21 protein-coding genes and 2 riboswitches are annotated in these 21,063 nt (G+C 66.4%); of the genes, 7 read left to right on the top strand and 14 right to left on the bottom strand.

The window, feature by feature from the left end; all coding sequences use genetic code 11:
* Positions 1 to 5: 5 nt before the first annotated feature.
* The 8 genes from cbiB to K3M67_RS07175 form a co-directional block, all read right to left on the bottom strand.
* A complete protein-coding gene (cbiB, locus tag K3M67_RS07210; RefSeq protein ID WP_285832781.1) occupies positions 6 to 944 on the bottom strand; it encodes an adenosylcobinamide-phosphate synthase CbiB in 939 nt (312 codons plus the stop codon).
* On the bottom strand, positions 937 to 1,917 hold the full coding sequence (locus K3M67_RS07205; protein ID WP_285832780.1) for a threonine-phosphate decarboxylase: 981 nt from the start codon (positions 1,915 to 1,917) through the stop codon (positions 937 to 939). The genes cbiB and K3M67_RS07205 overlap by 8 nt, the downstream gene beginning before the upstream one ends.
* Positions 1,914 to 2,633 carry an adenosylcobinamide-GDP ribazoletransferase gene (locus K3M67_RS07200; protein ID WP_285832779.1) on the bottom strand — a complete coding sequence of 240 codons (720 nt, stop codon included), beginning with the start codon at positions 2,631 to 2,633 and terminating at the stop codon, positions 1,914 to 1,916. Before K3M67_RS07200 ends, K3M67_RS07205 begins: the two co-directional genes overlap by 4 nt.
* Entirely contained in the window at positions 2,630 to 3,199 is a 570-nt protein-coding gene (locus K3M67_RS07195; RefSeq protein WP_285832778.1) for a histidine phosphatase family protein, read from the bottom strand. Before K3M67_RS07195 ends, K3M67_RS07200 begins: the two co-directional genes overlap by 4 nt.
* Positions 3,196 to 4,212, bottom strand: a complete 1,017-nt coding sequence (gene cobT, locus K3M67_RS07190; protein WP_285832777.1) for a nicotinate-nucleotide--dimethylbenzimidazole phosphoribosyltransferase — start codon at positions 4,210 to 4,212, stop codon at positions 3,196 to 3,198. Before cobT ends, K3M67_RS07195 begins: the two co-directional genes overlap by 4 nt.
* Positions 4,209 to 4,616 (bottom strand): DUF1636 domain-containing protein, encoded by a 408-nt coding sequence (locus tag K3M67_RS07185; RefSeq protein ID WP_285832776.1) that lies wholly within the window; start codon positions 4,614 to 4,616, stop codon positions 4,209 to 4,211. Before K3M67_RS07185 ends, cobT begins: the two co-directional genes overlap by 4 nt.
* A 166-nt stretch (positions 4,617 to 4,782) precedes the next feature.
* Positions 4,783 to 4,967, bottom strand: a riboswitch (cobalamin riboswitch).
* Positions 4,965 to 5,762, bottom strand: a complete 798-nt coding sequence (locus K3M67_RS07180) for an ABC transporter ATP-binding protein (RefSeq protein WP_285832775.1) — start codon at positions 5,760 to 5,762, stop codon at positions 4,965 to 4,967. Its footprint overlaps the riboswitch before it by 3 nt.
* Complete coding sequence (locus K3M67_RS07175; protein WP_285832908.1) at positions 5,756 to 6,730, bottom strand: FecCD family ABC transporter permease; 975 nt, start codon at positions 6,728 to 6,730, stop codon at positions 5,756 to 5,758. The genes K3M67_RS07180 and K3M67_RS07175 overlap by 7 nt, the downstream gene beginning before the upstream one ends.
* Positions 6,731 to 6,801: 71 nt before the next feature.
* Here K3M67_RS07175 and K3M67_RS07170 point away from each other — a divergent pair, with 71 nt between their 5' ends.
* Positions 6,802 to 7,659 (top strand): ABC transporter substrate-binding protein, encoded by an 858-nt coding sequence (locus tag K3M67_RS07170; protein ID WP_285832774.1) that lies wholly within the window; start codon positions 6,802 to 6,804, stop codon positions 7,657 to 7,659.
* A 35-nt stretch (positions 7,660 to 7,694) separates the two neighbouring features.
* On the opposite strand, the gene K3M67_RS07165 is transcribed toward K3M67_RS07170, so the two are convergent.
* On the bottom strand, positions 7,695 to 9,620 hold the full coding sequence (locus K3M67_RS07165; RefSeq protein WP_285832773.1) for a TonB-dependent receptor plug domain-containing protein: 1,926 nt from the start codon (positions 9,618 to 9,620) through the stop codon (positions 7,695 to 7,697).
* A 184-nt stretch (positions 9,621 to 9,804) separates the two neighbouring features.
* Positions 9,805 to 10,026, bottom strand: a riboswitch (cobalamin riboswitch).
* A 354-nt stretch (positions 10,027 to 10,380) separates the two neighbouring features.
* Here K3M67_RS07165 and K3M67_RS07160 point away from each other — a divergent pair.
* Complete coding sequence (locus tag K3M67_RS07160) at positions 10,381 to 12,384, top strand: TonB-dependent receptor plug domain-containing protein (RefSeq protein WP_285832772.1); 2,004 nt, start codon at positions 10,381 to 10,383, stop codon at positions 12,382 to 12,384.
* Positions 12,385 to 12,508: 124 nt separating this feature from the next.
* Here the strand turns inward: K3M67_RS07160 and K3M67_RS07155 are convergent, their stop codons facing one another.
* Genes K3M67_RS07155 through K3M67_RS07145 form a run of 3 tightly spaced genes read right to left on the bottom strand, consistent with a single transcriptional unit; the run spans position 12,509 to position 14,216 of the window.
* Positions 12,509 to 12,790: an acylphosphatase gene (locus tag K3M67_RS07155; RefSeq protein ID WP_066859410.1), complete on the bottom strand. Its 282-nt coding sequence runs from the start codon at positions 12,788 to 12,790 to the stop codon at positions 12,509 to 12,511.
* The gene (locus K3M67_RS07150) at positions 12,790 to 13,563 is read right to left on the bottom strand and encodes an NYN domain-containing protein (protein ID WP_066859411.1); all 774 of its coding nucleotides are present in this window, start codon (positions 13,561 to 13,563) and stop codon (positions 12,790 to 12,792) included. The genes K3M67_RS07155 and K3M67_RS07150 overlap by 1 nt, the downstream gene beginning before the upstream one ends.
* A 14-nt stretch (positions 13,564 to 13,577) precedes the next feature.
* On the bottom strand, positions 13,578 to 14,216 hold the full coding sequence (locus tag K3M67_RS07145; protein ID WP_066859412.1) for a carbonic anhydrase: 639 nt from the start codon (positions 14,214 to 14,216) through the stop codon (positions 13,578 to 13,580).
* 9 nt (positions 14,217 to 14,225) lie between these two features.
* Between K3M67_RS07145 and lipA the strand changes: the two genes are divergently transcribed.
* Together lipA and K3M67_RS07135 are read left to right on the top strand one after the other, a co-directional pair.
* Entirely contained in the window at positions 14,226 to 15,224 is a 999-nt protein-coding gene (gene lipA / locus K3M67_RS07140) for a lipoyl synthase (protein WP_066859413.1), read from the top strand.
* Positions 15,225 to 15,231: 7 nt separating this feature from the next.
* The gene (locus K3M67_RS07135; RefSeq protein ID WP_066859414.1) at positions 15,232 to 15,702 is read left to right on the top strand and encodes a type II toxin-antitoxin system RatA family toxin; all 471 of its coding nucleotides are present in this window, start codon (positions 15,232 to 15,234) and stop codon (positions 15,700 to 15,702) included.
* On the opposite strand, the gene K3M67_RS07130 is transcribed toward K3M67_RS07135, so the two are convergent.
* Both K3M67_RS07130 and K3M67_RS07125 read right to left on the bottom strand, forming a co-directional pair.
* Positions 15,654 to 16,166: a CinA family protein gene (locus tag K3M67_RS07130; protein ID WP_285832771.1), complete on the bottom strand. Its 513-nt coding sequence runs from the start codon at positions 16,164 to 16,166 to the stop codon at positions 15,654 to 15,656. The genes K3M67_RS07135 and K3M67_RS07130 overlap by 49 nt on opposite strands.
* A 4-nt stretch (positions 16,167 to 16,170) precedes the next feature.
* A complete protein-coding gene (locus K3M67_RS07125; RefSeq protein ID WP_285832770.1) occupies positions 16,171 to 17,340 on the bottom strand; it encodes a bifunctional 2-C-methyl-D-erythritol 4-phosphate cytidylyltransferase/2-C-methyl-D-erythritol 2,4-cyclodiphosphate synthase in 1,170 nt (389 codons plus the stop codon).
* A 133-nt stretch (positions 17,341 to 17,473) separates the two neighbouring features.
* Between K3M67_RS07125 and dusB the strand changes: the two genes are divergently transcribed.
* From dusB to ntrC, 3 genes are read left to right on the top strand one after another with little or no spacing between them, the layout of a single operon-like run.
* Positions 17,474 to 18,496: a tRNA dihydrouridine synthase DusB gene (dusB, locus tag K3M67_RS07120; RefSeq protein ID WP_285832769.1), complete on the top strand. Its 1,023-nt coding sequence runs from the start codon at positions 17,474 to 17,476 to the stop codon at positions 18,494 to 18,496.
* A complete protein-coding gene (locus K3M67_RS07115; protein WP_066859417.1) occupies positions 18,493 to 19,602 on the top strand; it encodes a two-component system sensor histidine kinase NtrB in 1,110 nt (369 codons plus the stop codon). The genes dusB and K3M67_RS07115 overlap by 4 nt, the downstream gene beginning before the upstream one ends.
* On the top strand, positions 19,602 to 21,047 hold the full coding sequence (gene ntrC, locus K3M67_RS07110) for a nitrogen regulation protein NR(I) (protein WP_066859418.1): 1,446 nt from the start codon (positions 19,602 to 19,604) through the stop codon (positions 21,045 to 21,047). Before K3M67_RS07115 ends, ntrC begins: the two co-directional genes overlap by 1 nt.
* Positions 21,048 to 21,063 lie beyond the last annotated feature (16 nt).

Below are 21,063 nucleotides of genomic sequence, written 5' to 3'. Positions count from 1 at the left end.
CAGGGTCATGACAACCACGCGACGACAGCGGCGATCAGCCACAGCAGAATGCAGGCGCGGCGGTAAATGGCGAGCGCACGTCCGACATCGCCGGCGATCGCATCCAGTCCCTCGTCCCCGATCCATGGCTTGGCATGGACATGACCGTCATAGGATACGGGGCCGGCAAGGCGGACACGAAGCGCCCCCGCCATGGCCGCTTCGGGCCACCCGGCGTTGGGGGACGCATGGTTACGCGCGTCGCGCAACAATATACGCCAGCCGCCCCCGCCCGCAACGCAGAGCAGCAGGCCGGACAGTCGCGCCGGGATGATATTGAGCAGATCATCCGTCCTGGCTGCGGCCCAGCCGAAAGCGCGCCAGCGTTGCTCATAATGACCGATCAGGCTGTCCGCGGTGTTGATGGCCTTATAGACCCAGATGCCGGGCAGCCCCAGGACCAACAGCCAGAAGAGCGGAGCCACGACCCCGTCGCAAAAGCTTTCGGCGAGGCTTTCGATGGCGGCCCGTGCGACCCCGCATTCTTCAAGGGCCGCCGTGTCGCGGCCGACAATGGCGCTTACGGCGATGCGGGCGGCCGGCAGATCGCCGGTTTCCAACGCGATGGCTACCGGGCGGACATGATCGAACAGGCTGCGCTGGGCCAGTCCCGGCCAAGCGAACAGGGCAAGAGCCGTCCAGGCAAGACCTCCCGGAACCTGGGCTGCGAGGCGAGCCAGCATCCAGGCCAGGCCGCCGCTGCTCAGTACGAGCATCAGGACCGTGACAATACCCAGCGCCCGGCGCACGGCGAATGATCGCTCCGGCCGGTTCCAGCGCGTCTCGCATCCATCGATCAGGCGCGCGAAGCATCCGACCGGATGGCCTATGCGGCGATAGAGCGAATGGGGCCAGCCGAGCGCGGCGTCCAGCATCAGTGCGCCCAGCGCGACCGGATCAGCCATGCGCCATGACCCGCTCAAGACGGTCAAGCGCCGCCTGGTCGGGCGGCAGTCCGATCCGCAACCAGCGACGGTCGGGCTCATAGGGCCGCGTCAGGATCGCCGCGCGGGCCAGCCGGTCGAACAGTTGAGGCGCCTCGTCCGTCTCGATGAGCCGGAACAGCGGGCAGCGACCGATCGGCTGATGCCCGCATCGCACAAGCACGGCGTCAAGCCGCGCGGCTTCGTGGTCCAACCGCTCGCGGGTTGCCGCGATCCACGGTCGATCGCGATAGGCGGCGGTCCCGATCGCGATCGCCGCCGTGGAAAGTGGCCAGGCGCCCAACTGCTCCCGCAACGGCGCCAGCACTTGCGAGGGGCCGATCACGAAGCCAAGGCGCACGCCGGCCAGCCCGAAAAATTTGCCGAAGGAGCGGAAGACGAGCAGCCTTCGCGTTTCGCTCACCAAAGATGCAACGCTGATCGCCGGATCGCTGTCCGCAAAGGCTTCGTCGACCAGCAGCCAGCCGTGATGCGCGCGCGCCTCCAGCAATGCGCGCATTTGCTCCCGGTCCAGCCACCGACCGTCGGGATTGTTGGGATTGGCGAGGATCAGCGTTTCCGATGAGCCGCCCGTGGCGATCCATTCGATCGCTCTGGAGCCTACGATCATTTCGCCATGGGTGCGATAGCTGGGAGCGACATGGCGGGCCGGGCCGCCGATCAGGCACCCCGCCAGTCGCAACCCCGTTTCGGTTCCCGGTACGGCGCAGACATGCTGCGGGTCGACACCGAAATGGACAGCTGCTGCGGTTTCGAGTTGTCGCAAACTGTCGGGTTCGGGCAGGCGCCGCCAGTCGATGGAGAGTCCCGCCGTGCCGGGCCAGGCTTTCGGATTAATGCCGGTCGACAGGTCGATCCACGGTTCCGCGCCCGCCCCGAAATGGCGTTTCGCCGCCTCCAGCGCGCCGCCATGCCAGGTCCAGATGTCCGTCATGCCGCCTGAACCCACAGCAAGGCAGACAGGAGCAGCAGGCTTTCCGCCACCTCGATGCCCGCGCCATGCCCGTCACCCGAAATGCCGCCGATGCGGCGACGGAGCCACATGGCCCAGAGCGGCAGGATCAGGGGCGTCGCGAGCAGCGGGGGAGAGGCCAGTGCAATGACGGCGAGGGCCGCGGTCCATATCGCAAGATCGCGCACACGAACCGCGTTGCGGAACTGCGCCGCCAGCCCATCATGAAGTTGCGGCAGGGCGCGGGACCAGAAGAGGGGACCGATACGCGCGGCAAATGGGATGACCGCGATCATGGAGAAAGCCTGCGTCTCGATGAGCAGGCGGAGCAGGATCAGCTTGGCGATCAGTTGCAGGACGATGGTCACGACCGCGAAGCTGCCCACATGGGGGTCGGCAAGGACCGCGATCAGCCGCGCGCGGTCCTTGTGCGCTGCGCCGGCGGCATCGGCTATGTCGCCCAGCCCATCGAGATGAAGCCCACCCGTTATCCGAACCCACAGGGTCAATGCGCCGAGGGCGCCGAGCCACGGATCGATCAGCGCGCCACCCCAGGCAGCGACCGCGATCATCGCGCCGATGATCAAGCCGACCGCCGGAAACCAGCGGATCGAGGCAGCGAAATCCCCGCCGTCCGCGGTGACGCGGGGCATCGGCAGGCGGGTCAGGAACTGGATGGCGAGGATCAGCCCCTTCATGCGCGCAACCCCTTGATCCGGGCGGCGCGGGGCGTGCCCGGCCAGACGTCCAGCGAAAGCAGCGCACCATAAGGCAGGTCGAATGCCCACAGCTGCGGCAGGGGGATGCCGCAGAGGATGTGAAGCGCGGCACGCATCGCGCCACCATGGGTCACGACCAGCGTGGGGCAGGGCGCGAGGTCCGCAATGGCCGCGCCGATGCGGTCGACCAAGGCCGCCCAGCGCTCGCCTTCGGGCGGGGGGTGCAGGTCGGGATCGTTCCAGAAGCGCCCGATCGCGTCAGGATCAATGGCGCTGGCCGGCAAACCGTCCCATGCGCCAAAGTCCAGTTCGCGCCAGCGGGGATCGCTCTCCACCGGCAGGTGCCGGCCATCGCCGATCGCGCTGGCGGTCAGGCTGCATCGTTGCAGGTCGGACGTGGCCAGTCGCTCGACATCGAGATCCGCCACCTGCCGCACGCAGGCGCTGATGCCCTCCGTCGTGGGCGCGTCGTCGCTCCACCCCAGCATCAGACCGGGATGCAGCGGTGCGCCATGGCGCAGCAGGTGCAGCGGAAAGCTGTTCATGTCGATCCGGAGACGGCGGCTTGCGCGAAAGTCGCCATCTGATCATGCGCGGCCAAGGCAGCGCGGACGACGGCAGCGGCGACCGCTGCCCCGCTACCTTCCCCCAGACGCATCCCCAGCGACAGCAGCGGCGCAAGGTCGAGCTGTTCGAGCAATCGGGCATGACCTGGCTCGGCCGAACAATGGCCAGCAAGACAATGCGCCGTGATCGCGGGACGTTCGACGGCGAGCGGCGCGATCGCAGAGCAGCAGATGAAACCGTCGAGCAGCACCGGCACCGAGAGCTGGCGCGCGCGCAGCACCGCGCCCGCGATGGCCGCGATTTCCCGGCCGCCTACGAGGCGCAATGTCTCGAAGGCGGAGCGGGGCGCCGAGGCGTGGCGTGCGATCGCGCGGTCTATGACGTCGATCTTGCGGCTGATGCCCGCGTCATCGACGCCCGTGCCCGGACCGACCCAGGTTTCCGCTGCGGAGCCGAAGCTGCGCGCACAAATGGCAGCGGCGGACGTAGAGTTGCCGATGCCCATCTCCCCGAGGACGAGGAGGTCCAGGCCTTCTTCGACCACCGCCGCTCCGGCATTCAGCGCGTCGAGACATTCCGCGGCCGTCATGGCAGCCACCGCCGAGAAATCGGCGGTGGGCCGGTCCAGGTCGAGAGCGACGACCTTGAGGTCCAGCCCGGCCGCGCCCGACAATGCGTTGATGGCCGCGCCGCCCGCGCGGAAGTTGGCGACCATCTGCGCCGTGACGCCGGTCGGGAAGGCGCTGACGCCGTGGACAGTGACGCCATGATTGCCCGCAAAGACGGCCGCGCGCGCCCGGTCCATTCGGGGGCGTTCCCGGCGCTGCCAGCCCGCCAGGAAGATAGCGACGTCCTCCAGGCGACCGAGCGAGCCAGCCGGCTTGGTCAATTGCGCCTGCCGCGCGCGGGCGGCCGCCTCCGCCACCCAATCCGGCGCAGGCAAGTCGGACAGCGCGGCTTCGAAGGCGGCGATCGAGCCATAGCTGGTCATTCGGCGACAAATCCCGGTGGCGGCGTGCGCGTGATGAAATGACCTTTGACGCCCTGGGGCCAGTGTGAAAAGGGCACGCGGCCATGTTCGCTCGCCGCATAATGGACGGCATAGTCGAGGATGGCGCGGGCGGACTCTTCGCCCGGCTCGAAACGGCCCAGCACATAGCCGACCTTGTCCGGCGCGCGCAGGTGGACGGTGCAGAAATCCTGGCAGGCGAAGAGGCACGGCATTTCCTGCACGGCGATGCCATCATAGCGCGGATCGCTGGCCTTCACGCGTTTCAGGGCGGCGGCCAGTCGCGCGCCACCGCGCGCGCCGTCCTGATCTTCCCGCGCGTCGCGACTGTGACGGCAAGTGTTGCACGCCACCACGGCCGGTCCCGTATCGACCGGCTTCAGCACTGGACATCTCGCTCAACAAATATCGGCACGGCTACCCCCCATCGACAATGCCGCCCGAACCGGCCGATGCGATTGCCCTGGCGCGCACGACATCGACCGCGCTTCGCGCGGCTTCCCTGTCGTCGCTCGGGTTGACCCCCGTCCGCCCGGCTCACCCTGTCCGCGCGAAAGACGACGGCGACAGGCAGGTCTCCTGGCTTGCGGGTCAGCGCCGGTCGGCCGCCTTCTCGGGACATTCGTCCCAATGGCATATGGCCGATGGCTCGCCGCGTACAGTTGCAGGGGCAGCCGGGTTTGTCCCGTTCCCATCTTCGTCCCCGTCTCCGGGGAACCTGTCGCGACGCCGCGTTACATCGATTTCGATGGCGCGGTCAACGGGCTGCGCGCCAGCGGCGTGACCGTTGGCCAGGCTCCGCCCAGATGCACCTCCGCCTCGATCCCATAGACATCGCGAAGATGGCCGTTGGTAAGGACATCCGCAGGCGTGCCGTCGGCGACCAGCCTTCCCTGATCGATCAGCAGGAGCCGGTCGCAATAGCGAGCCGCCATGGTCAGGTCATGAAGGACGGCGATGACGAGCGCGCCGTCATGCGCTTGTGCGCGGAGCAGGTCCATGACGTCGATCTGGTGGCCGGGGTCCAGGCTGGCGAGCGGTTCGTCGGCGATCAGGGTGGGCGCTTCGACCGCCAGCGCCCTTGCCAGCAGTACACGTGCGCGTTCGCCGCCGGACAATTCGGTCGCGACTCGCTGCCGCAGGTCCAGCACATCGGCCCGCGTCATGGCCCGCTCGATGGCGGCGGCATCGTGCGGGCCGATCCGCGACATGGGTCCGAGATGGGGCAGGCGACCGAGGCCGACCAGGCGCTCGACCGTCAGAGGCCAGTGCAGCGTCTGGCCCTGGGGAAGATAGGCGATCCGCCGGGCGAGGTCATCGCGGCGCATGGCGGCCACATCTGAGCTGTCGATCAGGACGCGCCCCTGCGCGGGTACCAGCGCCAGCATGGCCCGCGCGAGGGTGGATTTGCCGGCGCCGTTGGGACCGACGATCCCTACCAGCGCCCCGGCGCCGAAGGTTGCCGAAACGCCGCTCAGCACCTGGCGGCGGCCCAGTGCGACGCAGACCCGGTCCAGTTCGAGCATCACCATAGCCGCCGCTCGCGCATCAGGTGGAGGAGGAAGATCGGGATGCCGAGAAATGCTGTCACCACGCCCAGCTTCAACTCGTTCGCCGTGTCGATCAACCGCACCGCCATGTCTGCGAGGGTCAGCAATGCCGCGCCGCCCAGCGCCGAGGGCAGCAGGATCGCCGAAGGGCTGCGGTCCGTCAGCGGGCGCAGCAGATGCGGCACGATGAGGCCGATGAAACCGATCGCGCCCGACACGGCTACTGCGCCGCCCACGCCGATGGCCGTGCCCAGCATCAGCCGCAACCGCGTGCGGCGAAGGTCGACGCCCAGCGCCTGCGCGCCATCCTCGCCAAGGGTGAGTGCATCGAGCGATCGTGCATTCCACAGCAATAACGCCAGGCCGGCGACGATGCAGGGCAGGGCGATCCAGAGATGGTCGAACGACCGATTTTCCAGGCTACCCATCAGCCAGGTCATGATCTCCATGGCGGCGAAGGGATTGGGTGACAGGTTCAGCGCCAGGGCAATCCCGGCCTGCGCCACGGTCGCCACGGCGATCCCGGCCAGGATCAGCGTCAATGGACTTTCCGACCGACCGGCCAGCAGGAACAGCAGCAGCAGCGAGAGACAGGCGCCGCCAATCGACAGAAGCGGCAGCATCACCGGATGGATGTTTGCAAGGCCGTAATAGATCGCGGCGACCGCGCCCAGCGCCGCGGCGCTCGATGTGCCGAGCACCGACGGTTCGGCCAGAGGATTGCGCAGATAGCCCTGCATCGCGGCGCCAGCCAGCCCCAGCATAGCGCCGACGGCAAGGGCAATCAGCGTCCGGGGCAGGCGCAGTTGGAACAGGATCACGCGTGTAGCATGATCCGCCCCGCCGAAGAGCGCCGCCCAGATCCGCGCGATCGGAATGTCGACCGGGCCGAGCAGCAGCGAGCCAATGGTCGCAGCGGCCGCCACGGCCGCCAACCCGGCAAGGAGCATGGCGCGATTGTGCGTCGTCTCTGTCATCTTATCGCCTTGCCACGCATGAAGGTGCGATTATGGGAAGACGCATGTCGCGCAAGGTCTTTCTTCTCTTCGCCTGCCTGTGTGCCGCCATGGCAGGTTCCGGGCTGTTGGCCACCGCCTTCCGCGCCGCGCCCAGCGCAACCCGGCCGCCGCAGCGGATCGTGTCGCTCAACCTGTGTGCCGATCAACTGGTGCTGGCGCTGGCCGATCGGCGACAGATCGCGGGATTGACCCGCAATGCCGTCGATACCCAGATGTCGGCCGAAGCGGCAAGGGCGCGCGGATTGCCGATCCTCACCCATTCCGCCGAGCAGATACTGACCATCGGCCCCGATCTGGTGGCGGGTATGCCGGCGCGCGGCAACGCGGTTCTGACGGGTCTCGATCGTGACGTGAGGACACTTGATCTTGAGAGCGCCGACCGACTGGGCGACATTTACCGTTCGATCCGCACGACCGCAGCCGCGGTTGGGCATCGTGACAGGGGGGAGGCGATGATCGCCCGGATGCAGCGCGAACTCGCCGATCTGCCTCGTCCGGGCGCGGGACGGGTCGCCGCCTATTATCAGCGACGCGGCTTCATGACCGGCACCGGCACGCTGATCGACGACCTGATGCAGCGCATGGGGCTGGTGAACCTTGCCGCAAAACTGGGGAAGCCGGCGCTGGCGCAGGTCAGCCTGGAGGAAATGGTGGCCGCCCGGCCCGATTTCCTGATCGTGGAAAGCGCGACCGACCGCATCACCGATCAGGGCAGCGAAATGCTGCACCATCCCGCGCTGCGCGACATTCCACGCATAAGTATCCCACAGGCCTGGACGGTGTGCGGCGGTCCCAGCTACACGCGCGCGGCGCGTAGCATGGCGGATCAGATCATGCGGTTGGACGGCGCGCATCGCTGACAGGCTTCCGGAGCGATGGCGCGACGTCCCTGTCATCAGAAGGTCAGCCGCACGCCGCCATAGGCAGCGCGACCGGCGGTCGCGAAGCTGAACACTTCCTCATATTGCTCGTCCGCCAGGTTCTCGATCCGGCCGAACAGCGCCACATTGCGGGACACCCGGTAGTCGAGGCTGAGGTTTACCAGCACATATTCCCGCATCGACACGGTCACGGGGACATAGCTGGGATCGGTATAGGCGGTGTCGGTCGTCCTGCCGTTATAGCGGATCGTCAGCGTGGTCGCGAAGCGCTGGTCGGCACTCGTCACCGTGGTGTTGACGCTCGCGACATGCCTCGGCCGGCGGATTTCGCGGACGCCATCCTCCTTCGCCTTCAGCCAGGTATAGGCCAGGTCGAAGCGCAGTTGCGGCAGGGGCTGGGCGCTGACGAACGCTTCGATGCCATGCTGCTTGCTCTTCGTGTCGCGGTTGGCGGGCGTCGCGACATAGGCCGGTGCGGGATAGGAGGTATAGATTTCATTGTTCAGCGTGGAATCGAACCAGGTCGCACTGATCGTCGCCCAGCCACCGACGCTCTGCTCCAATCCCGCCTCCCAGCCTTCTGACTTTTCCGGCTTCAGGTTCGGGTTGCCGATATAGGTGCCGTCCATATAGCCATAAAGTTCGTAATAGCCCGGGTTCTTGACGCCTGTACCATAGGCGGCGCGGATGCGCGTGCCCGTGGGCAGCAGATAGCTGCCCTGGACCCGCCAGGTCGTGGTGTCGTCGAACCGGTCATTTTCGTCATAGCGCACCGAACCGCCGAGCGAGAGGCCGCCCGCCGTCAGTTCATACTGGCCGACCACGCCCAGATTGTCGGTATGCCGCTTGCCCATGAAAGCGAAGCTCGACAGGTTGCGGAAGCTTTCCCGCTCCACATCGACAGCGCCGGTAATACGGTGCGTGACCGCCTCGGTGCCCAGTGTCAGGCTGGAGGTGAGGGAGCCTTTATAGCGCCGTCCCTTGTCGCCATAGTCGAAACCATAGGAGGCATAGCCCTTGCGCGTAGTGTCCGCGAACTGGCCCGACAAGGTGCTGATCCAACGACCGTCCAGTCCCGTGATCTGCGCCGAAAGCAAGCCATAGAGCGCTTCGTTACGATACCGCACGCCGGGGCTGTCGACGGTGTAGCCGAAGAGCGGGCTGGACGGATCGAATTCGCTGTTGTTGGTGTCCGCCTTGGTCAGGCTGTAGCGTACCACGCCGGTCAGCTTGATATTGTCGGTCGGCGTCCAGTTCAGCTTTCCGCTCGTGCCCAGGCTTTGCGAGCCGATGTCCCTGCTGCCGCCGCGCGCGGTAGGATAGCCGTCCGTGTCGTAATAGGACGCGGACAGCGCATAATCGAGGGCGTCGCCGGCGCCCGCGACGCGTGCCGCGCCGCTGACGGTGCCAAAGGAGCCGCCCTCGATCCGACCCCTGATGCCCGGCGCTTCGCGGCCCGACAGGGTGATGTAGTTGATCACGCCGCCGATCGCATCGGAGCCGTAGAGTGAGGATTGCTGGCCCCGCAATATCTCGATCCGGGCGGCCGGATCGGCGATCAGCGTGCCGAAGTCATATTCGCCATAATAGGGATCGGCCGCCTCGATGCCGTCGATCAACACCAGTACATGGTTGGATTCGCTGCCGCGCAGGCGAACCTGAGTCTGGCCACCGACCCCGCCGATGCGGCTGACGGCGATGCCGGGTACGTCGCGCAGCACGTCGGACACGATCCGCGTCTGCCGCGCTTCCAGCGTGGCATTGTCGATCACCGTGACGGACGCGCCCAACTGGCTCGCCTTCACGCCCTCGCCGGAGCGTGACGCGGTGACGATGATCGCGTCGCCGGGCAGGGCGCTGGCTTCGCCGTCGGGCGCTTGCGCCAGCGCGGGCGCCGCCGCCGTTATGGCAATCAGGGAAATGGTCGTGACAAATTTCATGGAGGCCCCCTCCGAACACCGGCAACGAAGGCGGGGCCTGCCGATGCGCAGCGTGCGATCGACCGGCGCAGGACCGGCGAGCCGGCGTCATGCGCCCGCATACCCTGCGCCGAAGCGGCCCGCGCCGCTTGGTCGTCGCTCGACGGACATTCTCCGTGCCCCGGCCTTTCCCTGGACCTGGGACAATGAGCGACCCACGCCGGCAGGTCTCCTGGCTCACGGGTCGTCGCGCGATGCACACCTTCCCAGGTTTCCCCAGTGGCCGTCCCGGATCGTTCCGGAACCCGTGCATCGCGCTCACCGCTTACAGTTGCAGGGACAGCCCTGGATTTGCCGACCTCTGAACGAAGCCGCCTCACCATGTTCCCATTCAAGCCCCGAGGGGCACCGGCGCGATCATGTGGGGCGCATCTGCTCCCCACGCGCCTGCCCATAGCGCCGGGCGCCATTTTCGCAAACGGCTTTCGCGTTGGGGGGCTGGAAGCCCAGCTATGGACCCCGGGAAACATGTAAGGCGAATGGCGCCATATGCTGGACATTCCACGGGCCAGATCCTGACGCGAAAATATCCAGTGCTTTTTCGGGCTATGGGACGCATTGGGCCGTAGCGAACTTCTCATGCGGCATTTCGCCGGTTTCAGTCCGCAAGGCGTCGAGCGTCATAAGCCCGCCATCTCCGGAGAGGGATATCGCAAGCGGCCCCTTTCCGTTTGCAAAAACGGTGAAAAACCACAAAGGGGGCCAAATCGAGGGGAGCGCCATGAAGAAGCCGTGTCTGTCCATCCTGTTGTTGGCTGTCCCGACTGTCGCTTGGGCCGAAGCGCCGGGGGATGCGCCGTCCATCGTCGTGACCGGCGCGGGGCTTGACCTGCCGCCGGGCACGCCGGCCTATGGATCGGTGGTGATCGAGCGGCAGCGGCTGCTGGACAGCGCATCCGGGCGGATCGAGACGGTGCTGGGCGATGTCGCCGGCTTCCAGCAGTTCCGCCGGTCGGACAGCCGATCCTCCAACCCGTCCAATCAGGGCGCGACGCTGCGCGCGCTGGGCGGCAATGCGTCGAGCCGCACGCTGATGCTGCTCGACGGGGTGCCGATCGCCGATCCCTTCTTCGGCTATATCCCCTTCAGCGCGCTTGTTCCTGAACGGCTGTCGGTGGTGCGCGTCACCCGCGGAGGCGGCATCGGCGCCTTCGGAGCGGGCGCGGTCGCCGGCACGATCGAGATGGCGAGCGCGACCCGCGACCAGTTGCCCGATGTCGCCGCCAGCGCCTTCTACGGCAGCCGCGATTCGACCGAATTGTCGGCGACCGTGACGCCCGACCTGGACAGCGGCTATGTCTCCCTGTCGGGCCGCTGGGACCGGGGCGATGGTTTCCAGACAACGCCAAAGAGCCAGCGCAACGCCGCGACCATGCCGGCCGCCTATGATGGCTGGTCGACCAATCTGCGCGCCGTCGCGCCGATCGGCGCCACGTCAGAACTGCAATTCCGCGCAACCCTGTTCGAGGATAAGCGCACGCTGCGCTTTGTCGGCGCGGACAGCATGAGCCAAGGGCAGGATGCCAGCATCCGTTATATTTCGCGGGGGCCGTGGCAGGTCGATGCGCTGGCCTATATCCAAACGCGCAACTTCTCCAACATCGTCATTTCGTCCTCCAGCTTCCGCAAGTCGCTCGACCAGCGCAACACGCCATCCACCGGCCTTGGCGGCAAGATCGAACTGCGGCCGCCGGTGGGCGCCGACCATGTGCTGCGAATCGGCGCGGATACGCGCTTTGCGACCGGCGACATGTACGAGGACGCCTATAACGCCAATATCGCCAGCAATCCGCGCACCTTCCTGCGCCATGCCGGTGGCGATCAGCGGACGACCGGCCTGTTCGTCGAGGACGACTGGAGCATCGGAAAACTGGTGCTGACCGGCGGCGCGCGGGCGGATCGCTGGACGATCCGCAACGGCTTCTACCGGCAGGTGAGCGCCACGACCGGCGCGGCGACTGGCGGGGACTTTGCCGACCGGTCCAACTGGGAAGTGTCGGGACGGGTGGGCGCGCTCTACAAGGCCAGCGACGCACTGGCGTTACGGGCGGCGGCCTATAGCGGGTTCCGCCTGCCGACGCTGAATGAACTTTATCGCCCCTTCGTCGTCTTTCCGATCACGACACGGGCCAACGATGCGCTGGTGCCGGAAAAGCTGAAGGGGGCGGAAGCCGGGATCGACCTGACCCCGGCCGAGGGGATCAGCCTGTCGGCGACCGCTTTCTACAATCGGCTGGACGACGCCATCGCCAATGTGACGATCGACAGCATCACCCGCCAGCGGCGGAATGTCGAACGGATCGTCGCCAAGGGGATCGAACTGACGGCGGCGGCGGCCCTGGGCGATGTCCGCCTGTCGGCCTCCTACGCCTATAGCCACAGCACGGTCCATGCGCCCGGCGCGGCCTTTGACGGCTTCACGCCGGCGCAAAGTCCGCGCCATGCCACCAGCGCGACGCTGGCCTGGGCGCCGCAGCAGGGGCCGTCACTGTCGGCGACCCTGCGCTATGTCGCGGATCAATATGAGGATGATCTGCAAAGCGACGTCCTGCCCGACGCCTTGACCATGGATGCGGTCGCGCGTCTGCCAATCGGCCATGGCGTGAGCTTAGTGGCGCGTGGCGAAAATCTGTTCGACGAGGAGATCGTGACCCGCAATGCGGGCGGATCGATCGACCTCGGCACGCCGCGCACGCTCTGGATCGGCCTGAGCTTCAGCCGCTGACCCAGTGCGGCAACAGCGCCGAACTCGCATTTCCCCTCCCGCGCCGGCCTTCGTGAAGGCGGCGCCTGGCGACGTCATCCGGTTCAAGCCCGGATGAGGTGCCCCCGCGCGGCGACGGTCAGGTTCAGGTCGTCGCCCGCTTGTCAAACGCATGGAACGGTTCGACCGGCGCATCCGTGGCATCGATCCGCGCGACCTGCGCTGCGGGCGGACCATCCTGCGCCAGGGCGATGAAGCGGTCGATCCGGTCCGCCTCGCCCTGAACCAGCGCCTCGACGCAGCCGTCGATTCGATTGCGGACCCAGCCCACCAGCCCCAGCCCGCGCGCCGTCTCGACCGTCCAGGCGCGGTACCAGACGCCCTGGACCCGGCCGTGGATCATCAGGCGGCGGGCGACAAGCGGCATCAGTGCAGCCGCTTGATCCAGGTCTGTCCGCCCTCGCGCACCTCGACGATGAAATTGGGGATGGCGCGGACCAGATCCGACAGGCGTTTATAGCCATAGTTGCGCGCGTCGAAGCTGGACCGGTTGCCGGCCAGCTGGCCGACGCTGCCCAGCGCGGCGAAGCCCTTTTCGTCGCGCTTCACTGCGTCATAGGCGTCGATGAGCAGTTTCACCACCTCGGGATCGACGGGCTTGGCCTTGCTGTCTTCGGTTTCGGCCGCCACGGCCTTGGCAGGCGCGGCCTTGGCCGTGCGCTTCGCGGCCGGCTTCGCCACCGGCACCTCGGCCGCCTCCAGCGCGGCGACGTCGATGAAACGGGTGCAGGCGCGGCGGAAGCCCTCCGGCGTATTGGCATTGCCGAAGCCATAGACGGGAATGCCGTTCTGGCGCAGGCGCGTGACGAGCGGGGTGAAGTCGCTGTCGCTGGACATGAGGCCGAAACCGTCGACGCGCCCGCTGGCCAGCAGGTCCATCGCATCGATGGTCATCTTCATGTCGGTGGCGTTCTTGCCCCTGGTGAGGTCGAACTGCTGCTGCGGCTCAATCGCCTGAGTGATGGACAGCGCCGCCCAGGCCTTCAGCGTCGCCTTGCTCCAATTGCCATAGGCACGGCGGATGTTGACGGTGCCAAGCTCCGCCAGCACGGTCATGACCGAGTCGAAATGCGCCGCCGACGCGTTGTCCGCATCGATCAGGAGGGCGATATTGCCCCGGCCTTCCAGCGGTGTCGCCATCGGTGCTGACCCCTTCAGGCAGGCGAGAAGGCGCCGCTTTCCTCATCCAGGACGTGCAGTTGCCCGTCCGAAATGGCGAAGAAGCTGCCGACCAGTTTCAGTTCGCCCTTGCGTTCCTTCGACCGGACGCAGGGAAAGGTGCGCAGGTTGGCGAGGCTGACCTTGACCGCCTCCAGTTCCATCGCGCGCTCCACGTCGCGGTCGCGCTGCTCGCCATAGCGGCCCACCACCGTCTCGCGCGCGCCATCCAGCAATTCGATCCAGTTGTGGATGAAGCCGCCTTCGCCCGGAGGCGCATCCTTCAGGTCATGGCTGAGCGCCGCCTTGCAACCGCCGCATTTGCCATGGCCCATCACGACGATCTCGCCGACCTTGAGCACTTGCACGGCAAATTCCAGCGCCGCCGACACGCCATGATGGCCCGGATTGGTCTCGAAGGGCGGCACCAGCGCGGCGACATTGCGCACGACGAAAATCTGGCCGGGACTGGTGTCGAAAATCTGCGCGGGATCGACCCGGCTGTCGGAACAGGCGATCACCATCACCTTCGGGCTTTGCCCCTCGTTCAGTTCGTCCCATCGCTCTCGCTGCTGGCTCCAGCCGGTGTCGCGGAAGCGGTGATAGCCCTGGAGCATGTCGGCAAAGTCGGTCATGGCCGCGTGATGTGCCGCACAAATAGGGGGCTGGCAAGAGCGGCCGCGCATCGCTATCTGGGGCGCATGACCGACATCGCCCCCATTCCCGGCATCGCCAAGCCGGAACGCGCCCGCAAGCCCGACTGGATTCGCGTCAAGGCTCCGACCAGCCCCGCCTATCATGAGACGCGCAAGCTGATGCGCGACAAGGGGCTGAACACGGTCTGCGAGGAGGCGGCCTGCCCCAATATCGGCGAATGCTGGACCAAGAAGCACGCCACGGTGATGATCCTGGGCGATGTCTGCACCCGCGCCTGCGCCTTCTGCAATGTCAAGACCGGGATGCCCCGCAAGGTCGATGTCAACGAACCGCAGAATCTGGCCGACGCCTGTGCAGAAATGGGGCTGGAGCATATCGTCATCACCTCGGTCGACCGTGACGACCTGCCCGACGGCGGCGCCGCGCAGTTCGTCAAGGTGATCGAGGCGCTGCGCCGGACGACCCCGGACACAACGATCGAGATCCTGACCCCGGACTTCCGCAACAAGCATGAGCGCGCCGTCGAGATGATCGTCGCCGCCCGGCCCGACGTGTACAACCACAATCTCGAAACGGTGCCGCGCCTCTATCCCACCATCCGTCCCGGCGCCCGCTATTATGCATCGCTGCGCCTGCTGGAGTCGGTGAAGAAGCTCGATCCGTCGATCTTCACCAAGTCGGGCATCATGCTGGGCCTGGGCGAGGAACGGCTGGAGGTGCACCAGGTGATGGACGACATGCGATCGGCCGACATCGACTTCCTGACGATGGGCCAATATCTCCAGCCCACGCCCAAGCACGCCAAGGTGATGGAATTCGTGACGCCGGCCGCCTTCAACGCCTATGCGGCGATCGCGCGGGCCAAGGGCTTCCTGCAGGTGGCGTCCAGCCCCCTGACCCGCTCCAGCTATCATGCCGGGCAGGATTTCGCCGAGATGAAGGCTGCGCGCGACGCGAAGCTGGCCAAGGCGGCGGCGAAGGCCTGATCCGTCAATGCCCAAGCATCAAGAGACGCGCCAGCTTCCCTATACCCCCAGGCAGATGTTCGATCTGGTATCGGACGTCGCGGCCTACCCGCAATTCCTGCCCTGGGTGAGCGCGATCCGGGTGCGCGCCGACAGCGACACGGAAATGGTCGCCGACATGATCGTCGGCTTCAAGGGGGTGAAGGAAAGCTTCACCTCCCGCGTCCACAAGCATCGTCCCGATCATGTCCGGGTCGATTATCTCGACGGACCATTGAAGCATCTGCACAATGAATGGCGGTTTCGGGACGACGGGCAAGGCGGCGTGCTGGTCGATTTCGAAGTGGAGTTCGAGTTCAAGAACCGCCTGTTCGAGATGCTCGCCGGGCAGTTCTTCGACAAGGCGTTGCGCAAGATGATCGGCGCATTCGAGACGCGGGCGGCCGAGCTTTATGCCCCTTCGGGCAACAGCAGTTCCAGCGCGCACAGCGCCGCCTGAAGGCGGACACCGCCCCGGCCATTGTCCGCGAAGTGGCGCATGTCGGCCACGACCTTGTCCGGGCTGGCGCCGCGTTCGGCGCGGGCGAAGACGACCGTGCCGACCGGCTTCTGCTCGCTGCCGCCGCCCGGTCCGGCGATCCCGGTGATGGCGACCGCGACATGGGCATGGCTCTTGGTCAGGGCGCCCTGCGCCATCGCCCAGGCGGTGGCGATGGACACCGCGCCGAACGTGTCCAGCACATCATGCGAAACTTTCAGAAGTTCTGCCTTCATATCATTGGAATAAGTGATGAAACCGGCTTCGAACACCTCGGACGAGCCGGCGATTTCGGTGAGCGCCGCCGACACCAGCCCGCCGGTGCAGCTTTCCGCGACGGCGATCGTGCGCCCGGCGCGACGATTGGCGATGATGACCTTTTCGGCGAGTTCGACCAATTGGGTCGGTAGGACGGTATCGGGCATGGGATCAGGATAGCGCGGGGAGGGACAGGGTGGCAACAGCCTGCGCGGCGATGCCTTCGCGCCGGCCGGCAAAGCCCAGCCGCTCGGTCGTCGTCGCCTTGACGCTGACCCGGTCGACCGGCACCGCCAGTATCTCCGCGATCCGCGCGCGCATGGCGTCGCGATGCGGGCCGATCTTGGGTGCTTCGCAGATGATCGTCAGATCAACATGCTCGATCCGTCCATCCCGCGCCGTCACCCGGTCGCGCGCATAGGCGAGGAAGCGATCGGACGAAGCGCCGCGCCATTGCGGATCGGATGGCGGGAAGTGGCTGCCGATGTCTCCCTCCGCCAGCGCGCCGAGCAGGGCGTCGACAATGGCATGGAGGGCCACGTCGGCATCGCTGTGCCCGGCCAGGCCGCGATCGTGCGGGACCAATATGCCGCCCAGCCACAATTCCTCGTCAGGGGCCAGCCGATGGACGTCATACCCCATGCCGACGCGCGTGGTGCACGCCATCGCCAATCGGGCTTCGGCGCGCGCGAAATCCTGCGGATAGGTCAATTTCTCCAGCCTTTCATCGCCTGGCACCATCATGACGTCACGGCCCCACGCTCGTAATATCTGTGCATCGTCGGTGGCTTCCCGCGCATCGTCCCAGGCGCGATGGGCGGCGAGGATGGACTCGAAACGGAATGCCTGGGGGGTCTGCACCCTGTGCAGTCCGGCACGATCCACGCCCTGGCCCATCACGCCATCGACACCCCGCACCAGCGTATCGGCGACGGGCAGGACCGGGATTGCGCCTTCGTCGCGGTCGAGCGCCGCGAGCAGCCGGTCGATGGCAGCACCGGGCAGGAAGGGGCGGGCCGCGTCGTGGATCAGCACGATGTCCGCGCCGCCCGCCGCCGCGATTGCCTCCAGCCCCGCGCGGACCGAGCCGCGCCGGCTGTTCGCCCCAGTGACGAAGGCGGCCGCACGATCGCCCAGAAGGGCGCGCGCCGTCTCCGCCTGCCCTTCGCCCAGGACGACATGGATGGCGTCAATCCGGCCATGCGCCGCCAGCGCGTCATGGGCGTGGGCGAGGACGGCCTTGCCCGCGACGATTCGGAATTGCTTCGGGGCATCGCCGCCCGCCCGGTTCCCCTGGCCTGCGGCGACGATCAGGGCGACAATCTTTCTGCTTGCTGTCATGCGCGGCGCATAGCGGGTCGCGCGGCGGACTGAAAGGGGCGGCGCCATGGGCCCGTCTTGTCCGCGCCTTGCCGCCGGACGCGATTTCCGCTAAAGGCTGCCTGTTTTTTAGGCAGTTTTCCCAAAGTAGATCATGCACAGGCTTTCTCCCATCGCCATCGGTCCGGTAACGATCGACATGCCGGTCGTGCTGGCGCCGATGACCGGCGTCACCGACATGCCCTTCCGCACGCTGGTCCGACGCTACGGATCGGGCCTCAACGTCACTGAGATGATCGCATCCGCAGCGATGATCCGCGAGACGCGCCAGTCGTTGCAGAAGGCCGCCTGGCATCCGCTGGAGGAACCGGTGTCGATGCAGCTGGCGGGATGTTCGCCGACCGAAATGGCGGAGGCGGCCAAGCTCAACGCCGATCGCGGTGCGGCGATCATCGACATCAACATGGGCTGCCCGGTCAAGAAGGTCGTCAATGGCGATGCCGGTAGCGCGCTGATGCGCGACTTGCCGCTGGCCGCCGCGCTCATCAAGGCAACGGTCGAGGCAGTCGACGTTCCCGTCACCGTCAAGATGCGGATGGGCTGGGATCATTCGAGCCTCAACGCCCCCGAACTCGCCCATATCGCCGAGGATCTGGGCGCGCAGCTCATCACCGTCCACGGCCGCACCCGGTGCCAGATGTACAAGGGCAGCGCCGACTGGGCGTTCGTCCGCTCGGTCAAGGATGCGGTCAAGCTGCCGGTGATCGTCAATGGCGACATCTGCTCCATCGAAGATGCCGACACGGCGCTGGAGCAGAGCGGCGCGGATGGCGTCATGATCGGGCGGGGGGCTTATGGCCGCCCGTGGCTGATCGGCCAGGTCATGGCTTGGCTGACCGACGGCACGTGCATCCCCGATCCGACGCTGGCGGAACAATATCAGGCGATCATCGGGCATTATCATGCAATGCTCGACCATTATGATAGCTATACCGGCGTCAACATGGCCCGCAAGCATATCGGCTGGTACACCAAGGGGCTGCCCGGATCGGCCGAGTTTCGCCACAGCGTCAACCAGGAACCGGACGCGAAGACCGTGCTTGACATGCTCGCCCGCTTCTATGAGCCGCTGATCGCCACCGGCCTCCACCCCGCGGAGCTGCGCAGGGCTGCATGAACGGGGCGATGACGTCAGTCCCGCCGCTTCGCGTGCAGCAGGACGGACCCTCACTGGCCGAACAGATGACCGCGCTGCCCGTGGCGACGCTGGTGGTGAAACCCGACAACAGCATCGCGGACGCCAATGTCCGCGCTGAAACCCTGCTCAACATGGCACGCTCTGCGATCATCGGCAGCGATGTGGCGCGCACCATCCGGATCGCGGAAGCGGGCGCCCGCTTCGACATCTGGCATAACAACAAGCCGATTGCGGCCTATGACATCAAGGTCCATGCCGGCCGCACCGCGGAAATGGAGGTCGACCTGATGATCGCGCCGATCGTCGATCATGACGGCTGGCGCGTGGTGTCCCTCCATGCCCAGAGCCAGGCGCGCAAGATCGGCCATCGCGGCTCGTCGGGCGGGGCCCGGTCCGCCATGGGCGCCGCGGCGATCCTGGCGCATGAGATCAAGAACCCGCTGTCGGGCATTCGTGGCGCGGCCCAACTGCTCGAATCCAGCCATGGCGGACGGGATGCGGCGCTGACGCAGCTCATCTGCAACGAAGTGGACCGGATCGCCGCTTTGATCGACCGGATGCAGGATTTCACCACCGACCGGACATTGGAATGCCGGCCCGGCAACATCTATCCGCTGATCGATCGCGCGGCCGGGATCGCGGCCGCAGGATTTGCAAGAAATATAAGAATCATAAAGCATTATGATCCATCATTGCCATTCGCCAATATCAATGAGGATGCGCTGGTGCAGGTGATGATCAACCTGCTCAAGAACGCGGCCGAAGCGCTGGAGCATGTCGCCAAGCCGCGCATCCGGGTCGAGACTGCCTTCCGCCATGGCGTGTCGGTCGTGGTCGGCGGCGGCAAGGGCAGCGCCGTCCTGCCGATCGAAATCGTCGTGATCGACAATGGACCGGGTGTGCCGGAGCATATCCTGGACCATCTGTTCAATCCGTTCATCACCGGCAAGCGCGACGGGCAGGGGCTGGGGCTGGCGCTGGTCGACAAATTGGTGCGCGACATGAGCGGCTTCGTTCAATATTCGCGTGACGCCGAGGCGGGCGAATCGACCTTTCGCATCCTCCTGCCCATGGGGATGGCATGATGGCCGTGACGGGCACGATCCTGGTCGTGGACGACGATCCCGCCATCTGCGTGGTGGTGGGCGAGGCGCTGCGGCGGCAGGGGCACAAGGTCAAGACCGCAGCCTCCATCCGCGAGCGGTCCGCGCTGATGGACAGTTTCGCGCCTGATGTTCTGATTACCGATGTCATGCTGCCCGATGGCGACGGGCTGGACGGCGTGGCCGAGATTCTGGCGAACAGGCCGGAACTGAGTGTGATCATCCTGTCGGCGCAGAATACGCTGAACACCGCGATCCGCGCGACCGAGAAGGGCGCGTTTGAATATCTGCCCAAACCCTTCGATCTCAACGAACTGACCCGCGCAGTCGCCGATGCGCTGGGGATGCGGCACAGCGCGGAGGAAGCGGACGGAGAGGGCGGCCTGCCCCATGACGGCCTGCCGCTGGTCGGCCGTTCGCCGGCGATGCAGGAAGTGTATCGGACGATCGCCCGCGTATTGTCCAACGATCTGTCCATCCTGGTGCTGGGCGAATCGGGGACGGGCAAGGAACTGGTGGCCGAAGCGATTCACAGCCTGGGCCAGCGCCGCACCAAGCCATTCGTGGCGATCAACATGGCGGCCATTCCGCGCGAGCTGATCGAAGCAGAACTATTTGGTTATGAGAAAGGAGCGTTCACCGGCGCGCACGCCCGGACCGCCGGAAAGTTCGAACAGGCGCAGGGGGGCACGCTGTTCCTGGACGAGATCGGCGATATGCCGATGGAGGCGCAGACTCGCTTGTTGCGCGTGCTCCAGTCGGGCGAGGTCACGACGGTCGGCGGGTCGAAGCCGGTGCGGGTCAATGTCCGCATCATCGCCGCCACAAACAAGGATCTGCCGCTGCTCATCGAGGATGGCCGCTTCCGGCAGGATCTTTATTATCGCCTGAATGTCGTGCCCATCGCGCTGCCGGCGCTGCGCGAGCGGCGCGAGGACGTGATCCTGTTGGCGCGCCATTTCCTGGAGCGTGCGGCGCAGGAGGGGCTGCCGCGCAAGACGCTCTCGGACGATGCGGCGCAATTGCTGATGGCCTGGCACTGGCCGGGTAATGTGCGCGAGTTGCAGAACATGATGCAGCGCCTGTCGGTGCTCACCCGCGAAAACGTCATTACCGGCGAGATGCTGCGGAACATGCTGCCGATCGACGCCGTGCCGGCAGACTATGCCGCACCCGCCGACCTGCTGGTTAATGCCGTGCGCGACTGGGCGAAGCGGCAACTGGGCGTGGGCATTGGCCAGCCCCAACGTAGCCTGTATGACGATCTGCTGGCGGTGATCGAGCCGGTCCTGCTGGAGGAGGTTCTCTCCAGTGTCGATGGCAACCAGATCCGCGCGGCGGCGCTGCTGGGGATCAACCGCAATACGTTGCGCAAGAAGTTGACCGACCATGGCCTGGACCCGCTCCAGCTGCGGCTGGGGGATTGACGGGATTTCGGTGGCA

The sequence above is a fragment of the Sphingobium sp. V4 genome, assembly GCF_029590555.1.
GTDB lineage: Bacteria > Pseudomonadota > Alphaproteobacteria > Sphingomonadales > Sphingomonadaceae > Sphingobium.
This window is presented reverse-complemented; position numbering and strand designations above follow the sequence as displayed.